The organism is Aeribacillus sp. SP014 (assembly GCF_054055575.1).
On sequence record NZ_JBSRXI010000001.1, the window covers coordinates 72,619 to 94,370 of the forward strand.

General features: G+C 38.4%; 18 protein-coding genes. All 18 read right to left on the reverse strand.

Translation table 11 applies throughout. The features are described 5' to 3' along the window. Positions 1-18: 18 nt before the first annotated feature. The 18 genes from ACVIJU_RS00405 to ACVIJU_RS00490 all read right to left on the reverse strand — a co-directional run bounded on the left by ACVIJU_RS00405 (position 19) and on the right by ACVIJU_RS00490 (position 21,564). Positions 19-1,389, reverse strand: coding sequence for an LLM class flavin-dependent oxidoreductase (locus ACVIJU_RS00405; RefSeq protein ID WP_456687142.1), 1,371 nt, complete (start codon positions 1,387-1,389; stop codon positions 19-21). A gap of 108 nt (positions 1,390-1,497) precedes the next feature. Beyond that, positions 1,498-2,388 (reverse strand): MetQ/NlpA family ABC transporter substrate-binding protein, encoded by an 891-nt coding sequence (locus tag ACVIJU_RS00410; protein WP_063386546.1) that lies wholly within the window; start codon positions 2,386-2,388, stop codon positions 1,498-1,500. Positions 2,389-2,419: 31 nt separating this feature from the next. Continuing rightward, complete coding sequence (locus ACVIJU_RS00415; RefSeq protein WP_066247161.1) at positions 2,420-3,082, reverse strand: methionine ABC transporter permease; 663 nt, start codon at positions 3,080-3,082, stop codon at positions 2,420-2,422. Further along, entirely contained in the window at positions 3,072-4,097 is a 1,026-nt protein-coding gene (locus ACVIJU_RS00420; protein ID WP_339229981.1) for a methionine ABC transporter ATP-binding protein, read from the reverse strand. The genes ACVIJU_RS00415 and ACVIJU_RS00420 overlap by 11 nt, the downstream gene beginning before the upstream one ends. A gap of 342 nt (positions 4,098-4,439) precedes the next feature. Beyond that, positions 4,440-5,648, reverse strand: coding sequence for an acyl-CoA dehydrogenase family protein (locus ACVIJU_RS00425; RefSeq protein ID WP_063386543.1), 1,209 nt, complete (start codon positions 5,646-5,648; stop codon positions 4,440-4,442). A gap of 22 nt (positions 5,649-5,670) precedes the next feature. Beyond that, positions 5,671-6,903: an acyl-CoA dehydrogenase family protein gene (locus ACVIJU_RS00430; protein ID WP_063386542.1), complete on the reverse strand. Its 1,233-nt coding sequence runs from the start codon at positions 6,901-6,903 to the stop codon at positions 5,671-5,673. A gap of 106 nt (positions 6,904-7,009) precedes the next feature. Continuing rightward, entirely contained in the window at positions 7,010-8,386 is a 1,377-nt protein-coding gene (locus ACVIJU_RS00435) for an LLM class flavin-dependent oxidoreductase (protein WP_063386541.1), read from the reverse strand. 214 nt (positions 8,387-8,600) lie between these two features. Then, a complete protein-coding gene (locus tag ACVIJU_RS00440) occupies positions 8,601-9,989 on the reverse strand; it encodes an LLM class flavin-dependent oxidoreductase (protein ID WP_063386540.1) in 1,389 nt (462 codons plus the stop codon). Positions 9,990-10,431: 442 nt separating this feature from the next. After that, a complete protein-coding gene (ssuE, locus tag ACVIJU_RS00445) occupies positions 10,432-10,974 on the reverse strand; it encodes an NADPH-dependent FMN reductase (protein ID WP_063386539.1) in 543 nt (180 codons plus the stop codon). A gap of 42 nt (positions 10,975-11,016) precedes the next feature. Beyond that, positions 11,017-12,198 carry an acyl-CoA dehydrogenase family protein gene (locus tag ACVIJU_RS00450; RefSeq protein ID WP_117017026.1) on the reverse strand — a complete coding sequence of 394 codons (1,182 nt, stop codon included), beginning with the start codon at positions 12,196-12,198 and terminating at the stop codon, positions 11,017-11,019. Between the two features lie 69 nt (positions 12,199-12,267). Then, on the reverse strand, positions 12,268-12,600 hold the full coding sequence (locus tag ACVIJU_RS00455; protein WP_235600401.1) for a hypothetical protein: 333 nt from the start codon (positions 12,598-12,600) through the stop codon (positions 12,268-12,270). 269 nt (positions 12,601-12,869) lie between these two features. After that, positions 12,870-13,946: a dimethylsulfone monooxygenase SfnG gene (gene sfnG / locus ACVIJU_RS00460; RefSeq protein WP_063386537.1), complete on the reverse strand. Its 1,077-nt coding sequence runs from the start codon at positions 13,944-13,946 to the stop codon at positions 12,870-12,872. A gap of 500 nt (positions 13,947-14,446) precedes the next feature. Further along, positions 14,447-14,920 carry a PCYCGC motif-containing (lipo)protein gene (locus ACVIJU_RS00465; protein WP_063386536.1) on the reverse strand — a complete coding sequence of 158 codons (474 nt, stop codon included), beginning with the start codon at positions 14,918-14,920 and terminating at the stop codon, positions 14,447-14,449. Between the two features lie 469 nt (positions 14,921-15,389). Next, positions 15,390-16,751, reverse strand: coding sequence for a branched-chain amino acid transport system II carrier protein (gene brnQ, locus ACVIJU_RS00470; RefSeq protein ID WP_144596898.1), 1,362 nt, complete (start codon positions 16,749-16,751; stop codon positions 15,390-15,392). Positions 16,752-17,072: 321 nt separating this feature from the next. Next, complete coding sequence (locus ACVIJU_RS00475) at positions 17,073-17,549, reverse strand: flavin reductase family protein (RefSeq protein ID WP_066250491.1); 477 nt, start codon at positions 17,547-17,549, stop codon at positions 17,073-17,075. Positions 17,550-17,910: 361 nt separating this feature from the next. Next, positions 17,911-18,750 carry a zinc ribbon domain-containing protein gene (locus tag ACVIJU_RS00480; RefSeq protein WP_117017022.1) on the reverse strand — a complete coding sequence of 280 codons (840 nt, stop codon included), beginning with the start codon at positions 18,748-18,750 and terminating at the stop codon, positions 17,911-17,913. Positions 18,751-18,853: 103 nt separating this feature from the next. Further along, complete coding sequence (gene nagZ / locus ACVIJU_RS00485; protein WP_117017021.1) at positions 18,854-20,167, reverse strand: beta-N-acetylhexosaminidase; 1,314 nt, start codon at positions 20,165-20,167, stop codon at positions 18,854-18,856. Then, complete coding sequence (locus tag ACVIJU_RS00490) at positions 20,164-21,564, reverse strand: zinc ribbon domain-containing protein (RefSeq protein WP_158640151.1); 1,401 nt, start codon at positions 21,562-21,564, stop codon at positions 20,164-20,166. The genes nagZ and ACVIJU_RS00490 overlap by 4 nt, the downstream gene beginning before the upstream one ends. Positions 21,565-21,752 lie beyond the last annotated feature (188 nt).

The following is a 21,752-nucleotide window of genomic DNA, read 5'->3' on the forward strand; positions in this document are numbered from 1 at the left end:
AAGCAAACTTTAAAATTGTTAAAAATTCCGATATTTTGCACCTGTATGATCATCTGGCAGCAGCTTTTTCCCTGTACCAAACAGCTTCTCCCTCAGTGTTCCTTTCTCGTATTCTTTTTTATAGATTCCACGTTTTTGCAGCTCCGGAACAACGAAATGAATGAACTCTTCAATGCTTCCAGGCGTTATAAGATGTGCAAGATTATACCCGTCGATTCCAGTTTGTTCGATCTGGAATTGAATGCTGTCAGCTATTTCAACGGGATTGCCGACTAATACATTACTCCTTCCGATCGTTTCAAACTTGTTTAACACTTCTCGAACAGTTAATTTTCTTGGCGCATCTTTCGTTAATGAAGCAGCTCGAGACTGACCATGTTCCGTATGCTTATATTCAAAAAAAGCGTCTTTATCTTCATATTTAGATAAATCATAGCCTGTTGAACCGCCATATTGAGCTTTTGCCGCTTCAGCACTCCACAATCGATTGTATTCCTCATATTTTAATTCAGCTTCTTCTGTCGTTTCTGCCACAATGACATTTAAAAACGTAAATGCTTTAATATTTTCAGGATTCCGTCCGTATTTTTCAGCCCGTTCTTTAATATCTTGAATATAAAATCTTAATTTTTCGGGCGTCGACCCGCCAACAAATACACACTCTGCATGCTTGGCGGCGAAATCTCTGCCGCGTTCAGAAGAACCTGCCTGAAAAATAACAGGTGTCCGCTGTGCAGAAGGATATGTTAAATGCGGGCCTTTTACGCTGAAATATCGCCCATTATGGTTTATTTCATGAACCTTTTCGGGATCAAATAAAATTTCATTTTCCGCATCGCCAACAAACGCATGCTCCTCCCAGCTGCCTTCCCAAAGCTTATAGGAAACCTCCATAAATTCATCGGCAATATCATAACGCTCGTCATGTTTAACAATTTCTTTATGGCCGTAGTTTTGCGCAGCATTTGGCAAATATGAGGTGACAACATTCCAGCCAATTCTGCCGTTTGTAAAGTGATCTAATGTGGAGAAGCGACGTGCATTTGAAAACGGATGTTCATACGTTGTGCTGACCGTTACTACAAATGACAAATGCTCTGTAACAGCTGCCACCGCTGGTACAATAAAGGCCGGATCATTTAGCGGAACTTGAACGCCGTCTCGAATCGCAGCATCTTTACTATTTTGATAGACATCATACACTCCGGCTACATCTGCAAAAAAAATGGTGTCAAACTTCCCTTTTTCCAACAATTTTCCTAACTCAATCCAATAATGTAGATCATTATAATAAAGATGGCGTTTATTTTGAGGATGCTTCCATAATCCGTGAGAATTATGCATAGCTCCTGCCATATCAAAAAGATTTAATATTATCTGCTTTGCCATATTTCTCACTCCAGCATCTTTTCAAAAGTACAAATTCCGATTCTATCAGTCGATTGTCATCAAATTCAAATGCAGCCTTGCTCGCAAATAAACAATTCCTTCCTTATGTTATTCTTTGCCTTGTTTAATATTTTCAACTAAGCGATCTAATTCTTTTTGCAGTTCTGGTACTGGCACCTTTGTGACAATGCTTGCACCCTTCGTATCTTCTTCTACTGCTTTAGCTACTTCTTCTGTCTGATAAATTTCCGCAATGGTCTTATATGCCTCATTGTCTTTATTCTTTTCTAAAGTGGCAAAAACGTTAACATACGGCAGTGTATCTTTGCTGTTTGGATCATCATGAAAAATGGCATCTGCTAAAGTGTAACCGGCTTGACCAGCTATTCCGCCATTAATAATAGATGCGGCTACATCAGGCAGCACTCTAGGAGTCTGTTGGGCAACGACTTCTACTATTTCAATATTTTTTGGATTTTTAACGATATCTTTTACTGTTGGATAAAGACCGACATCTTCCCTTAACTCAATTAATCCAGCTTGCTGCAGAACCTTTAGCCCTCTGCCTAAATTAGCCGGATCATTTGGAACCGCAATTTTTGAACCATTTGGGATCTCGGATACATCTTTATATTTTTCCGAATACAATCCTAAAGGAGCAACAACAGTTGAGCCAATCGGCACAATATTCACATTATTTTCCGCGATAAATTGACTTAAAAATGCAAGATGCTGGAAGGCGTTCACATCTACCTCGCCATTGACAAGTGCAGTATTTGGCAGCACATAATCGGAAAATTCGACATATTCTACCTTAATATTTTTTTCTAACGCTTTTTTCTTAATGATGTCCCAATACTGTCCATCTGATCCGGTAATCCCCACCTTAACAGTAACGACTTTTTCTTTTTTATCACCAGATGCTGAATTGCTGTTGCAGCCTGCCAAGAGGCCAATCACCAAAATTGTTACTAGTAAATGGAATAGTTTGATTTTCATAAAATAATAATCCCCCTAATATATGATTGATCTATCTGCGTAAAAAGAAACGTGAAAGCATGTTGCCAATAAATTGAGCAATTTGAACAAGAATAATTAATATGACAACCGTAACAATCATGACGGATGTATCAAACCGCTGATAACCATATGTCATCGCAAGATCCCCAAGGCCCCCTCCGCCAACCGTTCCAGCCATGGCGGAAAAATCAATAAGTCCTACGGTGATAAATGTAATTCCTAAAATTAAAGGCCCTAATGCTTCGGGAATTAGTACCCCAAATATTATTTGAATAGGTGATGCCCCCATCGCCTTTGCAGCCTCGATAATACCTGGATCAATTGAGACTAAATTATTTTCTACCACCCTGGCAATGGCAAAAGCTGCAGCAATGGTCATCGGAAAAATAGCCGCTGTCGTTCCAATTGTAGTTCCCACAACGAATCGCGTAAGCGGGCTGATGGCAACTAAAAATATGATGAACGGTATAGGTCGAATAATATTGATTAATAAATTCAAAAATGAAAAGATGAATCTATTTTCTAAAATATTGCCTTTACGGGTGACAAATAGCAGTAGTCCCATGATAATTCCTAAAATACTAGCAAAAATCAATGTGAAAATGACCATTGTAATCGTTTCACCTGTTGCTTGAAGTATTCTAGGCCAAAACGTCGTCCAATCAACTTTCACCGTTTGTGACCTCCCTTACTTCAACTATCTCTGTCAACTCTTTTAATACTTCTTCAATTTGAGAATCAGCTCCAATGAATTCCACGATTAAATTGCCAAACAATTGATTTTGAAGTTCATTGATGCTTCCGTAAATGATATTAAAGTGAATATTATGTTTAGCTGTTAATGTCGATAATATAGGTTGACTCGCAGTGTCTCCTGAAAATACAATTCGATAAAGCTTTCTTTCATGATCCTTCCTTAACTTTTCAAGCAAGCTCGAAGATAATTTTTCATTTACAACCGAACTGATAAAATTTTTCGTCGTTTTTTCTTGAGGATTTGAAAATATATTAAAAACCTCGCCCTCTTCAATGATTCTCCCGTTTTCCATAACCGCTACGCGATTGCAAATTTTTCGAATCACGTTCATTTCATGTGTTATTAATAAAATCGTAATATTGAATTCTTCATTCACTTTTTTCAATAGATTTAATATTTCATTAGTGGTTTCTGGATCTAAAGCCGAGGTAGCCTCATCACATAACAGAATGTCTGGTGAAGTTGCAAGCGCTCGTGCAATCCCTACTCTTTGTTTTTGACCTCCTGACAACTGTTCAGGAAATTTGTCAGCTTGGTCTTCAAGACCAACAAATTGTAATAGCTCTGTAACTCGTTGGTGGATTTCCTCCTTCGATTTTTTCTCCAATCTTAAAGGGTAAGCAATATTGCCATATACCGTGCGAGAATTAAATAGATTAAATGTTTGAAAAATCATTCCAATTTTTCTTCTTAATTGCCGCAGATCTTTCGAAGATATGGAATTCAAATCATAATTATCGACTATAATATTTCCTTTTGTCGGACGTTCGAGTAAATTCACTAACCTAAGCAGTGTACTTTTTCCGGCTCCGCTAAAGCCGATGATTCCAAAAATGTCGCCTTTTTTAATGTGAAGCGAAACATCTTTTACAGCTTCTACTTTTTTCCCACCAGACTCGTATATTTTACTAACTCTCTCTAGCCTAATCATCAATTTCCTCCACCAACCGAAAATTTATCTAGATCTATATACAATATCCCCTTTGTTCAAAACGTTTAATGCGGGAACTACTCGAGTGTTTGGGGATGGTGCTTCTCCCATCTTAACTCTTTATGTTTAATTTAATTTGTTTAACTTGGAAAAATGGCGATGAACCATAATACTTTGACACATTTGTGCAATGCAAAAAATTTTTTTCCTTGTCATATTGTGAAAAAGAAAGGCCTTAATTTCATTTTTCATGAAATTAAGGCCTCTGGTGTTCCAGTCAGCAAATATTATGCACTTTTCTGCTCAGCAGCAGAAAATGCTCCCACAGTCTCCAGCATCCTCCTATTTAAATTGCACTTCTTTCAAGCTATTTCGATATTCTTCAATCACGGATTTCGAAACTTGACTCACGACCATGTCATTTAAAGGAGGATTATATAAACCACACTGAACATCCCTAAAATATCTTTCTAATGGCAAATCTTTCGATAACGAATGACCGCCTGCGATTCTCATAGCCAGCTCTACTATTTTGATCGCATTATTACATACTGTATATTTTGTAATAGAGACTTCATTGCTTAACTTATCTCGAACATGTAAATTTCGGTCCCATTTTTCAGCTAAACCGTATAACAGGTATCTTGATACAGCGATTAAAATTTCGATTTCTCCAATTTTATCCTGAACATGCGGCGCCTCTAGAATAACATCTCCTAGACTTGGTGAAAATTTCTCAGCCGCATACTTTAAAATAAAATCTCTGGCTGCAATCGCAATCCCTAAATAAATGGCTGGCAACTGCAGCGTGTAGGCACTGCTGTTGCCCTTAAAGCGGTTGTTCTTCCCCTTGTCAATGTAAGACAATAACGCCTCTTCCGGCACAAACACATCATGCAGTTCGATATCATGGCTGCCTGTTGCTCTCATTCCCAAAACATTCCATGTATCTATCAATTGTACCGAATCATTTTTTTTAATTAAAAATTCGGCCGTTTTATCTTCTTCTTCGACATATGCCAAAATCGTAAAATGCGACACAATTGGCGCCAATGTTGCAAGTGCCTTTCTTCCTGAAATGATATATCCGTCTTTCGTTTTTCTCGCAATTGTTGATGGGGTTCCGCCTCTTACAATATTGCCTGATGTCCGCTCCGTGACAAAAACATTTAATAATGAACCTTCCTCAACGGCCTCTCTGCATATTTTCGCAAAAATTTCTTCTTTCCAAGGCCGGAAATCCCTAAGGCTAAAGAATGCCATTAAGTGCCATCCTATCGCCAGTGCCGTAGAACCACAGGCTTTCGCTAATCGTTCTTGTACAAGCAAAATTTCATATAATGAAAGTTCTTCACCTCCAAATTCTTTAGGGATTGTTAGCTTATGATAACCCTCTTTTTTCAGGATTTCGATATGCTCAAACGGAAATTCTCCTGTTTCATCATATTTATCAGCTGTCTGTCGAATTTTCTCTGCAATGCGCTCCGCATATTCTACGAGCCTTGCATCTCGTTCATTTCGAATCGTCTGATTGCTTGCGTTAAAATCCATTGTGCATCCTCCAATAAAATCCTTAGAAGTAAACCTCTCTTATCGGAAGCTTCGTACCATTCACAACATAATCGCCAATAGCTCTTGCTTTGTAGGCTATCGGATTATGGGAAGCAAGTGTGCGAATATTGCGCCAGTGGCGGTCAAAATGCTTGGATTGTCTCGTAGCTGAAGCGCCGCCAACCTCAAAGAGAAGTGTAGCTGCTTGTAATGCAAGGTGATCGATAATAACTTTCGCCTGAGCAGCTCGCAGGGAAGCCTCATGACTTAAATCAAAGTCTATTTCTCCATTAACCGCCTCATTCACTGCTATGTCTAATGCATCTGCGGCAGCCAGCACAAGTGCTTCTGCGGCAAACGCGCTGCTTGAAAGCTGCCCAATAATTTGCTGAAGCAGCGGATCAGCCGCTGGCGTATCTGCCGATGCAAAAGTAAAGGTTCTGGATCTTCCATGAACTAAAGCTTTAGCGTCTGTCACCACATTCCGCAAAATACCCGCTATCACTCCTTGCAGATAGAGCTGTAAAAATGAATTGAAAGGCGTCTTCGTCTCATCAATAAATGTTACTTCTTCTCGATTGACATATACATTGTTTAAGCGTGTTGTACCGCTTCCTGTTAATTTTTGTCCGATACCATCCCAGTCATCTTCAATGATGACGCCATCACGATTTGTCGGAATAAACGCGGAAACAGGTTTTCCTTCAGGGGTTGATGCCATAACGATTACCCAGTCGGAATATATGGTACCGGTGCTAAAATATTTCGTACCGTTTAATCGGTATCCTTCGCCATCTTGAGTCAAAGTTGTTTCAAAAATCAAATGACCAACATTTTTTGATGAAATTTCCGTAAAGGCATTCCCAATAATATCTCCTTTTGCCACGATTCCCAACAATTGCTCACGTCGTTCTTTATCCGGATTTCGAAGTATTTCTTCTACTTGCCAATAATGGGCACGAAGGCTGTGCGCCACATCCGGATCGGCTTCAGCTAAACGGATTAGGACATAGAAAAGATCACGAATACTAGCTCCTCCACCGCCTAGTTCAACAGGCAGACGTAAAGCACCCAATCGAGATTGCCGAATTAAATCGAAGGCGTGATAAGGCAGTTCTTCACTGCCGGCATTTCTTCGTTCCTCAGCTTCTTTGGCAATTACATCAATCAATTGATCTAATTCAGGCGAATCAACTTTTACCGGACCGTTAAAAGTCAAAGAGCTTGCTTCATTTAATTGATTTTGAATTGACATCTTTTATGCACTCCTTTAATCGTATTTTAAATTTCACTATTCACATCTTTTTAGTAATATTTATTTGTAAAAAAAAGAGCCAAACAGCAATTACTAGCACCTCAGATCAATTTACAGGGCTTTTCGCTGCAAATGCACCTCGGTATTTTGCAGCAGGATGACGCTCATTGAGACGATCTGTCCCAAACAATTTGCGCCGCAATGTTCCTGGCTTTCCATATCCATTGCGCGCTAAACCGCGCTTTCGAAGCACAGGCATGACTTGATCAATAAATTCTTCATAGGAACCGGGAATCGTCGCATTGATGACATTGATGCCGTCAACACCTGCATCCCTCCAAAGCTCAAGCTGGTCTGCAATCATTTCAGGAGTGCCGACAATACGGTTTGTTTTGCTCCTGAGCCTAGCAAGATCTCTAACTGTAGGAGTCCTTCCCGGCGTGCTTTGCTTTAGCCATTCATATGTGCTTCTGATCCCTTCAGTTTTGATATCTTCCAATGGAGTATCTAAAGTAGCATTCCCTAAATCAATTCCCATCCCCCCAGCGGAATGAGCGATCATCATATCGAAATCAATCTTATTTTCAAGTTCATATTCTTTTTGCCGAGCTTCTTCCTCCGTCTTTCCGATCACAAAGTACAATCCCTGATAAAAGTGGATATCCTCACTCTTTCTGCCATTTTCAACCGCCAACCTTCGTGTTTCATCGATCAGCTTGCGGGCATTTTCAGGATCAGGTGCTCCAATGAAGATCGCTTCAGCATTGCGAGCCGAAAAATCTCTGCCAGTAGGGGACGAACCAGCTTGAAAAAGCAACGGTGTGCGCTGCGGTGATGGAGCCACTAAGTGCGGTCCTTCCACCTTGTAGCGCTTGCCGACATGATGAATTTTATGGACTTTCGCCGGATCCGCATGAATTCCGCTTTCACGGTCCTGCAAAAGCGCTCCTTCATCCCATGAACCTTCCCAAAGCTTATATAAAACATCAACATATTCATCCAGCCACTCATATCGTTCATCATGCGGAACTAAGCCGTCATAGCCAAAGTTGCGAAAGGCATTTGCTGAGTAGCTGGTAACCATGTTCCAGGCAATTCGTCCTTTGGTGATGTGATCTAATGTTGATACACGGCGTGCAAAGTTAAAGGGAGGTTCTTGAACCGGAGCCGCCGTAAAAGCTAAGCCCAAATGTTTTGTATTTACTGCAAGTGCTGAAAGCAGTACCATTGGGTCATTACTAGGTACTTGCAAGCCATTTTCAATATGGAAATCCCATCCTCCTCGAAAGTCATTGTACAGCCCGACGACGTCGGCGAAAAAGATGACGTCAAAACCTCCCTCATCCAGCCGTTTCGCTAAAGAAACCCAAAGATTTACGTCATTAAAGTTAAGCTGATGACCTTCTTGATCACGCCACATCCCGTGAAGAATGTGAGAAGGTGTATTCATAACAAAAGCAGAAAATGATAATGGCTTTGTCATATTCCCCATATCTCCATTTATCAAATTTGTTTAGCCAAAAAACGAATTCATTTCATAAACGACTTAAAGGACTTATGAATCCGCAGCAAAATTGGCAACAAGTCAAATAAAGATGATGCAAAAGTAATACTGACTAACGACTAACCTACATTTTCCTTTTTTTCAAGGCTGATCATACGAAGTTCAAAGCTTCTTTTGATACAAAAAAGTGAGGTTAATCCTGCAGTTGATAGCTTAAATTTCTATATTTAGCTCCAATATGGTCTTCCGGTAAACGGGACTGGCCTTTGCCAAACAATTTTTCCCGCAAAGTTCCTTCTTCATATTCTTTTTTCACGACTCCACGTTGTTGAAGCTCCGGAATGACAAGATCAACAAAATCTTTAAAAGTTCCCGGCGTTATTGCATAGGCGAGATTAAATCCATCGATATCCGTATCTTCAATCCATTCCTCAAACGTATCAGCTATTTGCTTTGGTGTTCCGACTACTACAGGACCCATTCCGCCTATTCCAGCAAAATTCGCCAGCTCGCGGACAGTCCATTTTTTATTTGGACTTGCTTTCGTTAATGATTCGAGCACTGATTTGATGGCGTTAGTATCAATGTATTCAATTTCTTGATCAGGATCATATTTTGAAAAATCAACACCTGACCAGCCGCCTAATAAAGAAAGGGCCCCTTCATAGCTGATATATTGCGATAATTCTTCATATTTCGCCCACGCTTCCTCCTCCGTCCGCCCAACAATCGGTGTGAACAAAGCGAATATTTTTATGCTTTGCGGATCCCTGCCAAATTCAGCAGCCTGGGCTCTTAAATTTTTAACATATGAAGCGATAGGCTCTTTTCCTGGCATCGAAACAAATGTGCACTCAGCATGTTTTGCTGCAAATTGACGCCCTCTCGCTGAAGCGCCTGCTTGATATAAAACAGGTGTTCTTTGCGGCGACGGCTCGCACAAATGAATGCCTGGCACATTAAAATATTTGCCGTGATGATTTATTTCATGAACTTTCGCTGGGTCTGTGAAAATTTTTCTATCTCTATCTTTTATAACAGCATCGTCTTCCCAGCTGCCTTCCCATAATTTATAGCAAACTTCCAAATATTCTTCCGCAATATTATATCGTTCTGAATGGAGGAACCGATCGCCAATATCGATGTTTTTCGTTCCGCTTTCCAAATAGGAAGTAACAATATTCCAGCCTACTCGGCCCTTTGTTAAATGGTCTAAAGTCGACATTCTGCGTGCAAATGTATATGGATGCTCAAATGTTGTAGAGCATGTGATCCCAAAGCCTAAATGCTCCGTTGCATGCGCCATTGCAGAAACAAGTAAAATAGGGTCATTGACTGGAACTTGGGTTGCTTCACGTACTGCTGTTGTTTTATCATTTCCATACACATCATAAATGCCGATTACATCTGCAATAAATAATCCATCGAACCGCCCTTTTTCCAGTAATTGCGCCAGCTCAACCCAATATTCAATATCTTTATATCGGTATGACTGATCTTCAGGATGCACCCATAATCCCGGAGATTGATGCGCCACACAATTCATATCAAAAGCGTTTAAATAAATTCGCTTTTTCTTCATATGATTTCCTCCCGACTAACCGTAAATTTGACATTGTCGTTTAGTTATCATTCCATGGACCGATAATGTCTGTGATTCTATATATCGAAACTGAAATGGAGTGGGATCATTTTTGAAAGGTACGTGTCTCTTTCTCAAATACTTGTTGTTACATCTTTTTCTTCATTTTATTTAAAGGTTTATAACGAAAAAAAACAGAGACTATCTTTGCAAGTACGAAACTTGCGATGATATGTCTCTGGTCGTCCAGTCAACATGATACATTTGATCATATGAAATTTTTGCTAAAGTAATATATTTTCCTATACAAAGGCAAGAATTTTTTGGTTGGAATCAACGGCAGCTTAAGCATTTATTGGTGACAGTTCTGGCACCATTATGTTTCATCTCCGTAAGCAGGATGAAACATCCTTTCTGTTCGGTGCAAACAATATATAAATCACTATTTTAATTGTTCAACTTTTAACCGGCTTAATAGATCATTCAATGATGTTTGTAATCTCGATTCTATTTCCGCATCAATAAAAGTAACCTGATCTTCGTGATAGCCAATTTGAGAATCTACGAAATACACTCCTTTTAAAATCTCCTGGCTGCCTAACACAGAAGCAATCGGCTTAATAGCATATTCCAATGTTAAAAGATGAGCTGCTGTTCCGCCGGTAACCACTGGGAGAACAACTTTATCAACGAATCCTTTTTCAGGAATGAAATCTAACAGGGCTTTTAACACCCCAGGATAGCTTGCTTTATATACAGGACTTACAATAATAACTGCCTGTGCTTGTTCAATCTGTGCTAAAACCTCTTGAATTTTTGGGCTGTTGAAGTTGGCAAATAAAAGATCTTCTGCCGGCAGGTCACGAACTGAAATGGTAGACGCATTCAGCCCTTCAGCTTTGATCCTTTTTTCTAAATAAGCAGAGATAGCTAAGCTTCTTGATGGTTTAGATGGACTTCCAGAAATAATCACGATATTTGACATAATGTCATCACCTTTCTTCAATTAAATTCGATCGTTTTTACATTAAGAATACGGTGTAATCTCAGGTAATTTACCGTTAAGGGCCCATTCTCCGATATCACGGATTTTATATTCAATGGGATCATGCAACGTGTGAGTCCTTACATTTCGCCAAAAGCGGTCAAACCGATATTTTCCTAAAGTTGCCCTTGCCCCCATTACTTCAAACATACGGCTGGTAACCTCTAAAGCTGCTTTTGCTGTTGCAACCTTTGCAGTCGCAATGATAATTCCACACTCTCCACGTTCCTGTTCTGTTAATGCCCTTTCTTTATCCCATGCTTCTTGCAGAGCATTTGAAGCGTCTTGGGCCAATGCAGCTGCAGCTTTTAGCTGCACATATAAATCTCCATACTGGCGAATCGTATATGGATCGCTCGTCGCCTGATCTACTTTAGAGGTCAGCCAAGGACGAGTGATATTTTTCGTATAGTTTTTCGCTTCTTCAAATGCTCCCTCCGCAATTCCAAGAAGAACATGAACTAAAATGGTTTGAGCAGTATGCGTCCTTATAGTAGGGAAAAAGCTTTCAGGTTCTTGTTCATAGAAATTTAATATCTCTTCTTCCTTCAGCAGTACATCTTGAAAAACAACAGTGCCGCTGTCCGTTTGCCGTTGGCCGAAGCTATCCCAATCATCATTAATGATTATTCCTGTCCGATTAGTAGGAATAACGGCAATAACAGGGCGATCTTGATTTGGACTTTTAGCTGATATAAGCAGCCGGTCTGAATCTTTAGCACCCGAGCAAAAGCTTTTTTTCCCAATTAGCTTTAACTGATCCCCTTCTCGCTTTACGAGCAAGCTTTCATCAAGAGGATTATAGGTATTTCCCCAAAACAAATTATTTTCAGCCGTTTCCTTATAATACTTCTCTTTCTGCTGAGGGGAACCGAATAGATGTACGGATGTCAAGCATAAGAAATGATAGCCGAATAAGTGAGCCAATGACCCGTCTACTTTTGCCAGCTCACGTGTAATTTGCAGCACAGCTTTCCAATCCTTCCCCAGTCCGCCTAAAGACTTCGGGATGATAAGTGAAAGTAATCCGCTTTTTCTAAGCAGATCACGTTCTGCTTTTGCTGTTCCTCCTCGTTCATCCCTTTCAATTGCAGTTTTAGCAAACTCCTTTGCTAACTGCAAAGCTGTGTCAAGGTAATGACCTGTTCCTTCTGCAACACTCATCATTAGTTACCCCTTTGTCTTCTTTATCTAAATAATGTTTGTGATTAATAGTTTACTGACATAATCGTTCTATTGTTCCATTATTTCATTCATAAATTGATGAAGCTTCTTTGAAAGACCTCCGTTTCCAAAACGGATATATTTGCGTTTTTTAAAATCCGCATCTTCTCTTTTGACAAATTCCAGAAAAGCTAAAATATAAATTCGACGATGAATAATAGAAACGACTCCATTTGTATAAAACCAATTGTCAATAGTATTGAAAACACCTTTATTTATCCGATAATTCTTTTGGCACCAAAGGAAAAATTGTAAATCCGGCAAATTCAAATATTCATTTTCTCGCAAAGATTTTTGTTTTTCTGCTTTATAATCCAATATGTTCACATAACTATTTGCCACCGCTAATCCACCTTTCCATGTTTGTAAAAAAAGGAAAGAGACTCTCATTTCAAGAAATATGATCTTGAATTGAGAGCCTCTAGTTGTCCAGTCAGCATTCATCAAACTATTTTGTTTATAACTAAATTAATACATATTATTCCTATATGTCAAGTATTATTTAAAGAAAGAGACTCCTCATTTCTTGATGTTGAATGCCCAACATCATTCGTATTCATTTGTTAGTTGTTCCGAAAGCTTACTCATTTCGAATCTTATGCTTCTTTATATTAGTTGGCTAGGATTCCCTCCAATTTTGCTTCTTTTTCTCTTACGAGCGGAATGACTTTTTCACCAAAGGCTTTTAAGTCTTCATCGTAATGTAAAAATCCTGTCAAAACAATATCGACTCCTATTTTTTTCAGCTCAATGATGCGATCCGCCACTTGTTCTGCCGTCCCAATCAAACCTGTTTTGAAACCGTCATTATATTGCACAAGATCTTCGAAGGTGGATTCCGCCCACATTCCTTCACCTTCAGGAGAGGCTTTCCCTGCGAATTTCACTTGACTTTCAAAGCCTTCCACAGCTTCTTTATCTGCATGTAAAACAATATCTTTTAAAACTTGTTTTGCTTCTTCTTCTGTATCACGAACAATCACGAAGCCATTAACACCGAATTGGATGTTTCTTCCGTTCGATTCAGCCAATGATTTCACATGATCAATTTGCTTTTTCAGATTTTCCAGCGAATTTCCATTCATGAAATAAACATCTGAAACTCGTCCAGCCATTTCTCTTGCTGCTTTCGAGTTTCCGCCTTGGAAAATTTTTGGGATATTAATAGGTTTAGGCTTTAATGGCGCTTCATTTATACGATAAAAATCTCCTTTAAAAGTAGTGGTTTCCTTTGTCCACAAATCTCGTAGAACCTGTATAAATTCTTCAGACCGTCGATAACGTTCATCATGGTCTAACCACGGTTCCCCATAACCGATAAATTCATTTTTAAACCATCCGCTGACAATATTAATTGAAGCACGACCATTACTGATATGATCAATCGTTGAAATAATTTTTGCTATGACACCTGGATGCCAAAGACCGGGCAGCACAGCTGTAATAATGTTTAATTTTTTGGTACTAGCGGCAAGTGCAGAAGCAAGCGCAGCGGCTTCTAATTGTTTTTCAGCTCCGTAGCTGGCGAAAAATCTTGTTTGCAGCAGGACGTAATCAAAACCATTTTCTTCAGCTATTTGTGCATAACGTTTGTTATCCTCAAATGACCAGCCTGTTTTCTGTGGCAGATTAGAGATCACAAGCCCTCCACTAACGTTTGGCGCCCAATAAGCAAATTGTAAACCCATTGATTTTCCCTCCTTAAATTTTAATAAAAAAGGCTCATATCAGATCCTAATATTAGGAACTGATATGAGCCTCTGGCGGTCCAGTGGGCAACCGGATAAAAGTAAAAGATTTAAGTATGATATTAATTCCATTATTCCTATTTGTCAAGTATGTTTTTAAAAATTTCGACTTTTCTTGCTAGTTTTATTAGATCAGTCCTTAGAATTAGACATGAGGGAAAGGCAGAATGGAAAATGGGTCATGGAGCGAAAGGGAATATGATTATAAATAATTCTTTGTTGGAAAGCGTGGAGGATCGGTCAAAAAAAAGCCGAAGGAGCTTTCTCCGACAATTTTATTATGTAAAAATAACAAAAAAACAGTATTGATGGACATTCAAGATTAAATGTCTAATCACAAGCCTTTTTCCATCATGATCAAGTCCTGAGGACAAAAACAGTTTCGACAAAGCATAAAACATAGAAAAGGATGAAACCAATAATTGGTCTCATCCTTTTCTTTATAACGGCATTGGTGTGTCTGTCGGGTTCGCATAGCCTTCTTTGTATTTTTCATCTATATATTGGCGAATTTCTTTTACCGTTTTTCCATCTTGCTTCATTTTGATTGCTTCTGCTGCAATTTCTAAGCAGACGTTGCAGCGTGTTCCATGGTCATCCCATACAACAGAACCATTTTGATTTACTTGCTTAACAAAACAATTTAGACTGCTCCGATGTCCGGCATGATCGCCGCAGCCACAATAACAAGGAATCCATTGCAGCAGCTCCATTGATTTTCCGGCTGCTTGATAGATGATTTGAATGTTTTCGCTATATTCATTTAAAAAGGTCGGCAGTTCATCCCTTGAAGCAGTTGTTTCCCACAAGTCGCCATTCGGCGCGTGCTCCATGGTTGATTGTTCTTTATTTGAACTGCAAGCAGAAATGATTATTGTAATAAATAGTAATACCAATAATTGTTTGGCTTTCACAACGTCACACTTCCTTTTATAAAGTGTAATGAAATCCTTCTTTTCTGTTCATCAACTAATCACAAATTGCATTCAGCTGCCGAACATAGAACCATCTGGCGGCCGATGTTACCCTTACAATATATATTCCTATTTCCCTTCCTTAAAGGTTTTCTCTCAATTAATAAAGTCTAAAGAACGGCATACATCTTCAAAGCTTCTGATATCATTCCATTATATTGTAAAGGGGATACTTCTAGCAGCTGCTAAATATCCTTTATTTTTAAATCCGAACTTGCGAAGGGTGGATAGACTTTAACCTCTACAAGAAAAATACCATAATCACTAAATAATAAAAAGAATCTTCCTTTACTTTATAAAAAAATTGTCAATGGTCAAGTTTGATCAAAAAAGGAACCTTCCTTAAGAAAGTTCCTTTTTTATAGCTTACAAAAATTCAAACTATTCTTTCTATATATAATAGAACATTTTACGCTTTAACAGTTGATTTGGCCTGAATCCTTCCGACAATACCTGTAATAATAATGACAATAATCGCTGGAATAAACCAGCCGAGTCCTTGTTTATAAAATGGCAATACTTGTTCATAGAACGAAACAATTGGTACCATCCATCCGAAATAATCAATTCCAAGTGAATCACATAATGATTTCAAACCATCAAAAATACTAATTAAAAATGTAACTCCAGTCGCTGAAGCATATACAATGCGTGCGTGATGGAAAAGCGGCGACAAGAACGTTAACAAAATCAAAACAATCGCTAGCGGATAGATGAACATTAAGACAGGGATAGAAAATGTAATAATATTCGCTAATCCAAAGTTTGCTATTATAAAAGTAAGTATGCTAAAGAAGACAACCCACGTTTTATAGCCGATTCTCGGAATCAATTTATGAAAATATTCAGCATTCGCCGTTATTAATCCGATGGCAGTCGTTAAACATGCAAGGATGATAATAATAGCCAGCATAATTAAACCGAATGTGCCAAAATAATGTGAAGCTGCATTGCTGAGAACGGGTCCGCCTGTTTTAAAAATTCCGAAAGCTTCTGTACTTGTTGCTCCTAAATAAGCAATTCCAATATAAATCAGTGCGAGAAGCGCAATGGCAACAGTTCCTGATTTTGTTGTTGCTTTCAGAATATCTTTTTTTGATGTTACACCTAATTTGCGTATGGCATTGATCACAATAATGCCAAATACAAGTGATGCAAGGGCGTCCATTGTACTATAGCCATCTATAAAACCTTGGGAAAACGCATGAATTTTATACACGCCTTGCGCTGAACCAATGTCCCCAATAGGATTCACAACTACCATAAATAAAAGTATGGCAAGAAGAATCACAATTCCAGGCGCTAGAAGTTTTCCAACATTATCGACAATCTTAGACGGGTATAAAGAAAACCAAAAAGTCACAGCAAAAAATAGCAGCGTATAAATAAACAATCCAACTTGATGAAATTCCTCAGCAACAAACGGCGCAATACCGACTTCATACGCAACAGTTCCAGTCCGCGGTGCTGCAAAAAAAGGACCAATTGTTAAATAGAGCAATGATGTAAGAAAGACGGCATAAGTCGGATGAACTCTACTAGAAAGCTCTTGTAAATCACTGCTTCCGGAAAAACTCATCGCTATAATCCCGAGAAACGGCAATCCAACTCCAGTAATGATAAATCCAGTAACAGCAAACCACAGATTTTCCCCGGCATTTTGTCCAAGCTGAGCCGGAAATATTAGATTCCCTGCCCCAAAAAATAGGGCAAACAACATAACTCCAATGACAGCAAGCGAAGAAAATGATAGCTTGTTATCCTTATCCATAATTATTTATCCCACCATGATGAAATTTTTTAAAATTAATTTATTAAAATAATTTGCATGATTCGTACAATAAATTATATTATACTATTTTTTTACGAAAATTTCAATGAATTCATATACTTATACTACGTACATTCACTTGGAAAAAACGCTTGAAGCAGGCGGAAATGAACGCCTGCTTCAAATAATCGTAAGTCATCATCGCTTATCCTTTAAAATCTTGCTTCAACCTTTAGCCGAACAAAACTATATTCTTATTTTTTGTCTCAAATAATAAAATTTGCAGGTCTTTTTAACCAGAACATTATTCTTATAAAAAGTTTAGCCTCCATAATAGAAACCGGTTTCTTTCAATGTTAGCGGTTCGCCTTCCCGATGCACTCCGGCATTGAACACTTCACCAACGTAAATATAGTGGTCACCTTTTTCTATTTTTTCCACCACTTTACACTCAAAAAAGCTCAACGCATCTTTAAAAATCGGACATCCTGTTTCTTCCGTATAAAATTCGTATCCAGCCAGCTTGTTTCCTTCCGGCTCAATGGATCGGAAAAAGGCAGTAACCATGTCCTTCTGACCCGTCTCCAAAATATTGACGCTAAACACTCCGCTTTTGGCAATTTGTTGTTGTGAACGTGTACCCGCTTTTGCGGCAACTGCAACTAAAGGCGGTTCAAAAGAGGTTTGCGTCAACCAATTTCCAGCAAATCCATTGGCTCCGTTTTCATCTTTCGTTCCGACAATGTACAAGCCATATGTAATTCCACGTAAAGCCGTTTTTTTCGCCTTTGCATCCATGTTGAGCATCACCTTCCTTTGAAAACAATTTTTTGGATTGTTTTGGTATTCCCTTTAGCTTCATTTTAGGCAAACGATTAAAATATGTCCAGTTTCAGCTTATAGTTTGCCTAGAATATCGGCCAATTGTTCCATACTGCTTCCAATTCTCTCATAATGACCTCAACTTAAAACGTCATATCATACAATAGAATGAAAATCAGCCTATTAACATATGAAACGCTGGTATGCGGCGGGCATACCAGCGCAGAAGGTGATCTGATGCTTTTAAGGCTTAACGGTACTCATTGTGTAGTCTATATTGTATGAAAATTAAAGCAGCTAATATTTAGATTCGTTCAAAATGTTCAATGTCACTCCATCACCAAAAATATCTCCATTGATCAACAATTCTCCCCATTGCCGAATCAGCCAATATACCGATAAAAATCGCAAACACGATGGAAAATATAGCAACATAGATAATAAATGAGTATAAAGGATCTATTCCTTTTGAATATTTCGTTAGCAGTACACTTATCAAATAATATGGAATTAAAACGATCGCAAGCAAAAGTGAAATGCTCAGCACAATGTTTCCATAAACATGGGATTTTAACAAAACTAGCAATAACGCGATAAGCGAAACAATGATCGCAGTGGTAAGATGTGCTCCATATATAGCTGTTACCTCTTTAAAAGATGCACTTGATCCAAACAATTTATTAACAATGAACATACACAATAACACGAGCGCAACAATAAGAAAAACAAATATAAAAACATTAAAAAAGACCGAAATATACGAAGGTCCATCATAAAACTCATTTATCAGTCCTTGAGTACCATGAATTGCCGATTTAAATAGATTGCGGACAAAAACGCTAACCGTTAGTGTGACAATGAACACAAATAAAATAATGCTGATAAAGCCATTCACCCATTCATTTTTTTCTTTGCCAAAAATGGATGACGGATGTTTCAAAAAATGAACGAAATAGCTTCCATACACTTTCGACTGCTTTTTAACCTTTTCTACATGTTCATTCATTTGCGTGGAAGCTGCTTGGCCATAAGACGGTTGGGGATTTCTGTTAATTGAAACCTGATCCCCGCCGCCTCCCGCTGTTTCTTGTAGATTTAGATCATTATTCAATTTTGCCCCGCATTTCCCACAAAAATTTCCTTTTTCTTGTTCATTTCCACATTGATGACAAATCATTTTCCTCTATTGTTCCTCCTCTATTGATTGGTATAACATGGGCAGCCGCCTACAATCGGCTTGCCCAAACATTGAATGAAGATCTTCTACGAATTTAATTGAATCACTGTTCCTTTGTATTCATCCAATTTTCGATCAGTGTTTTATGCTCCTTGCTTCCAACTGTTTCTTTCGCATATTGCGGATCAACGATCGGATTTTGAATAGTGGATAATTTATGCATTAGCACTCTTGTCACCGCTTCGTTGATGCGCTTTTCTTGAATTTTTCCGTCTTTCACTGCTTTCACTAAGCCATTATAAACCTCCACTTGATGCTCATATTCATGGCAAACAAGCAGCAAATCCGCTCCGGCATTAATCGCTTCGATTGCCATATCTTCATATGAATAATATTTATTTACTGCGCCCATTTCAAGATCATCCGTGACAACAATTCCTTTATACCCCAGCTTTTCCCGAAGCAGCTTTTGAATCATAACAGAAGATAAACTTGCTGGTTTGCTAGGATCATAACTTGGATATTTAATGTGAGTCATCATAATGAAGAATTGATTGTGATCTGTATTTTCAATGAGCTTTTTAAATGGATAAATATCGGAATTCTCCAAATCCAATTTGTCCGCTTTTACAGAAGAAGTGTCAATATGCGGATCAACGCTGCTTCTTCCGTTGCCGGGAAAATGCTTGAGCGTTGCTGTAATCTTCGCTTCATGCAATCCTTGAACCACTTTTGCACCATACGTATAGACCGCTTCCGGATTTGTACCAAAAGATCGGCTGTCAGTCTCTGACAAATCCAAAACGGGTGCAAAATTTAGATGAAATCCCATGGCAGCCAATTCCCTTCCGTTCAGAAGAGCAATATCGTACACCGCTTTTTCATTTGCAGCTTGCCCTAGCTTCTGTTGGGATGGGATGGGAGACACTTTTTCTCTCATCCGCAAAATGTCTCCCCCTTCTTGGTCCACTCCGATCATAAGCGGCACTCCAAACCGCTTTTTCAGCGCGAGCCTTTGCAAAGAATTATTTAATTGCGCAACTTGTTCCGGAGTCTCCATGTTGCGGTCAAACAAAATGACAGAACCGATATGTTTGTTTACGATTAAATCGGTTATTTCCTCGTCTTTTTCCGTGCTTTTAAAGCCCACCATCAAAAGCTGGCCGACCTTCTCGCCCAAAGACATATCATCCACTATTCTAGCTGCTTTTTCTTCGACCGTTTCTTCTTTCTTATCGTTTTTTTCTTCTTGCAAAGCTGCAACATTACCCGCTTCTTTTACTTCCGGTTCTTCATGCTGGTCTTGAATCTTTGTTTTTTGATTTTCCTGAAAGAGCGGCAATTTCGGGATTGATATAATGGCAAAAATACTCAAAATAAATATGGCGAAAATGAGAAGCAAAGATTTCCATTTCATTCCGTTCTAGTATTTAGCTTTTTAATTTCAGGCGTTGCTAATTTCCAGCCGTCTGATTCCTTCACTAAATACCATTTCCCTCCCCATTCTTGTACTAATGTGGAGCCGTCGTCCTGTTTGTCATAAGAAGTTAATTGAAAACTCACTGTCGCTTGATCATTTTCTATACTTTCCACACTTACATTCGTAACTTCATTTTTAAAATTGTTTTTTAGCCCTTTAGACCATTTTTCATAGCTAATTTTACTGCGACGGCTTGAGGAAAACATTGCATATGCAGTTTCGTAGTCACCGCTTGAGATACTAGTATAATGGCTCATAATCACATTTTCGATCTCCGATTGTTCATCATGATAGTCTTTTAATGAATCTCCAACATCTTCGAAATCTTCCATTGGAATTTCTTGTTCAAATAATAGATCAATCGTTTCCCCGGCTTCTTTAATTGTCTTTTTATTGCTTTTCACCGTACCATCAGCAGTTTTTATTTCGGCATGAAGCGTCATCGAACCGTCTGTTGCAACTGGTCCAAACTCTTCTACATCCGAAATTTTTAAACCTGTGCTCTTTCCATTGACGAATAAAGTGGCATCTTCAATATTTGAATATAAATATACATAATCTCCAGTTAAATCAAAATTTATGTACACTTTATTTTCTTCTGCATCACTTGGCGAAACTTCTTCCACTTGCTTTACGTCTGCGTATTCTCCTTTGTATACTGCTTGCACTTTATGATTGATTGGCAAAAACGGCCCGTAAGTCCGTTCTTCGTCTTTTTTTATAGGTTCATATTTTTTTCCATCTATGTAAATATGGCTATCATGATTTGCCGTTACGACAATATATAAATTTTTAGGTATGAGTGCATAATAGTCAAAAAATAACCATTTTTTTCCTAGTTTATTGATCGAAATATCAGCATCTGTATGCTCAGGAAATGCCCCTTTTTCATAAATAACGGCTTCTTTATGCAAGCTATTTTTCAGTTCAGAAAATTCCGATGGGTTCATTTGATAATGGTCAATTAATTGTTTGGCCACTTTTTCATCTATTTTTATATCCGATTGCTTCGAGTTTAGTAAATGAGCCACTTTTTTTGCATCATGATTGTTGATCGCTAGAATAAAATTTTCCGCCAGTTTTGTCGGTTTATAGACCGATTTTACAATAAAAAATGAACTTGCAATTACTAAAATTAATAGAACTCCAATACTTGCAAAAATCTTAGATTTTTTCGTTGCCAGCACCGGTCTTCTTGATCCTGATCCCTCCCCTGCCTTCATTACATTTTGCGATTGTACGGCGTTTTGTGATTCTACGACTTTCGCGCCGCAATTCGTACAAAATGTTTGATTTTCTTCTAATCGGTGTCCGCATTGTTGACAATAGTTCAACGATATCACCTGCTTTCTTCATAAAATTCAAGGAGATTATATCATTTCATAAGGCTTTTGATAGATTTTCTGAATAATTAGACATTAAAACAAACAGCACTCTTCTTAGAGGTTTTTCAAACATTTTTTAAGCTTCTATCAATCGGAGTAGAGACTTTAAACAAAAGGTGTTATATTTGCCCCTTTTT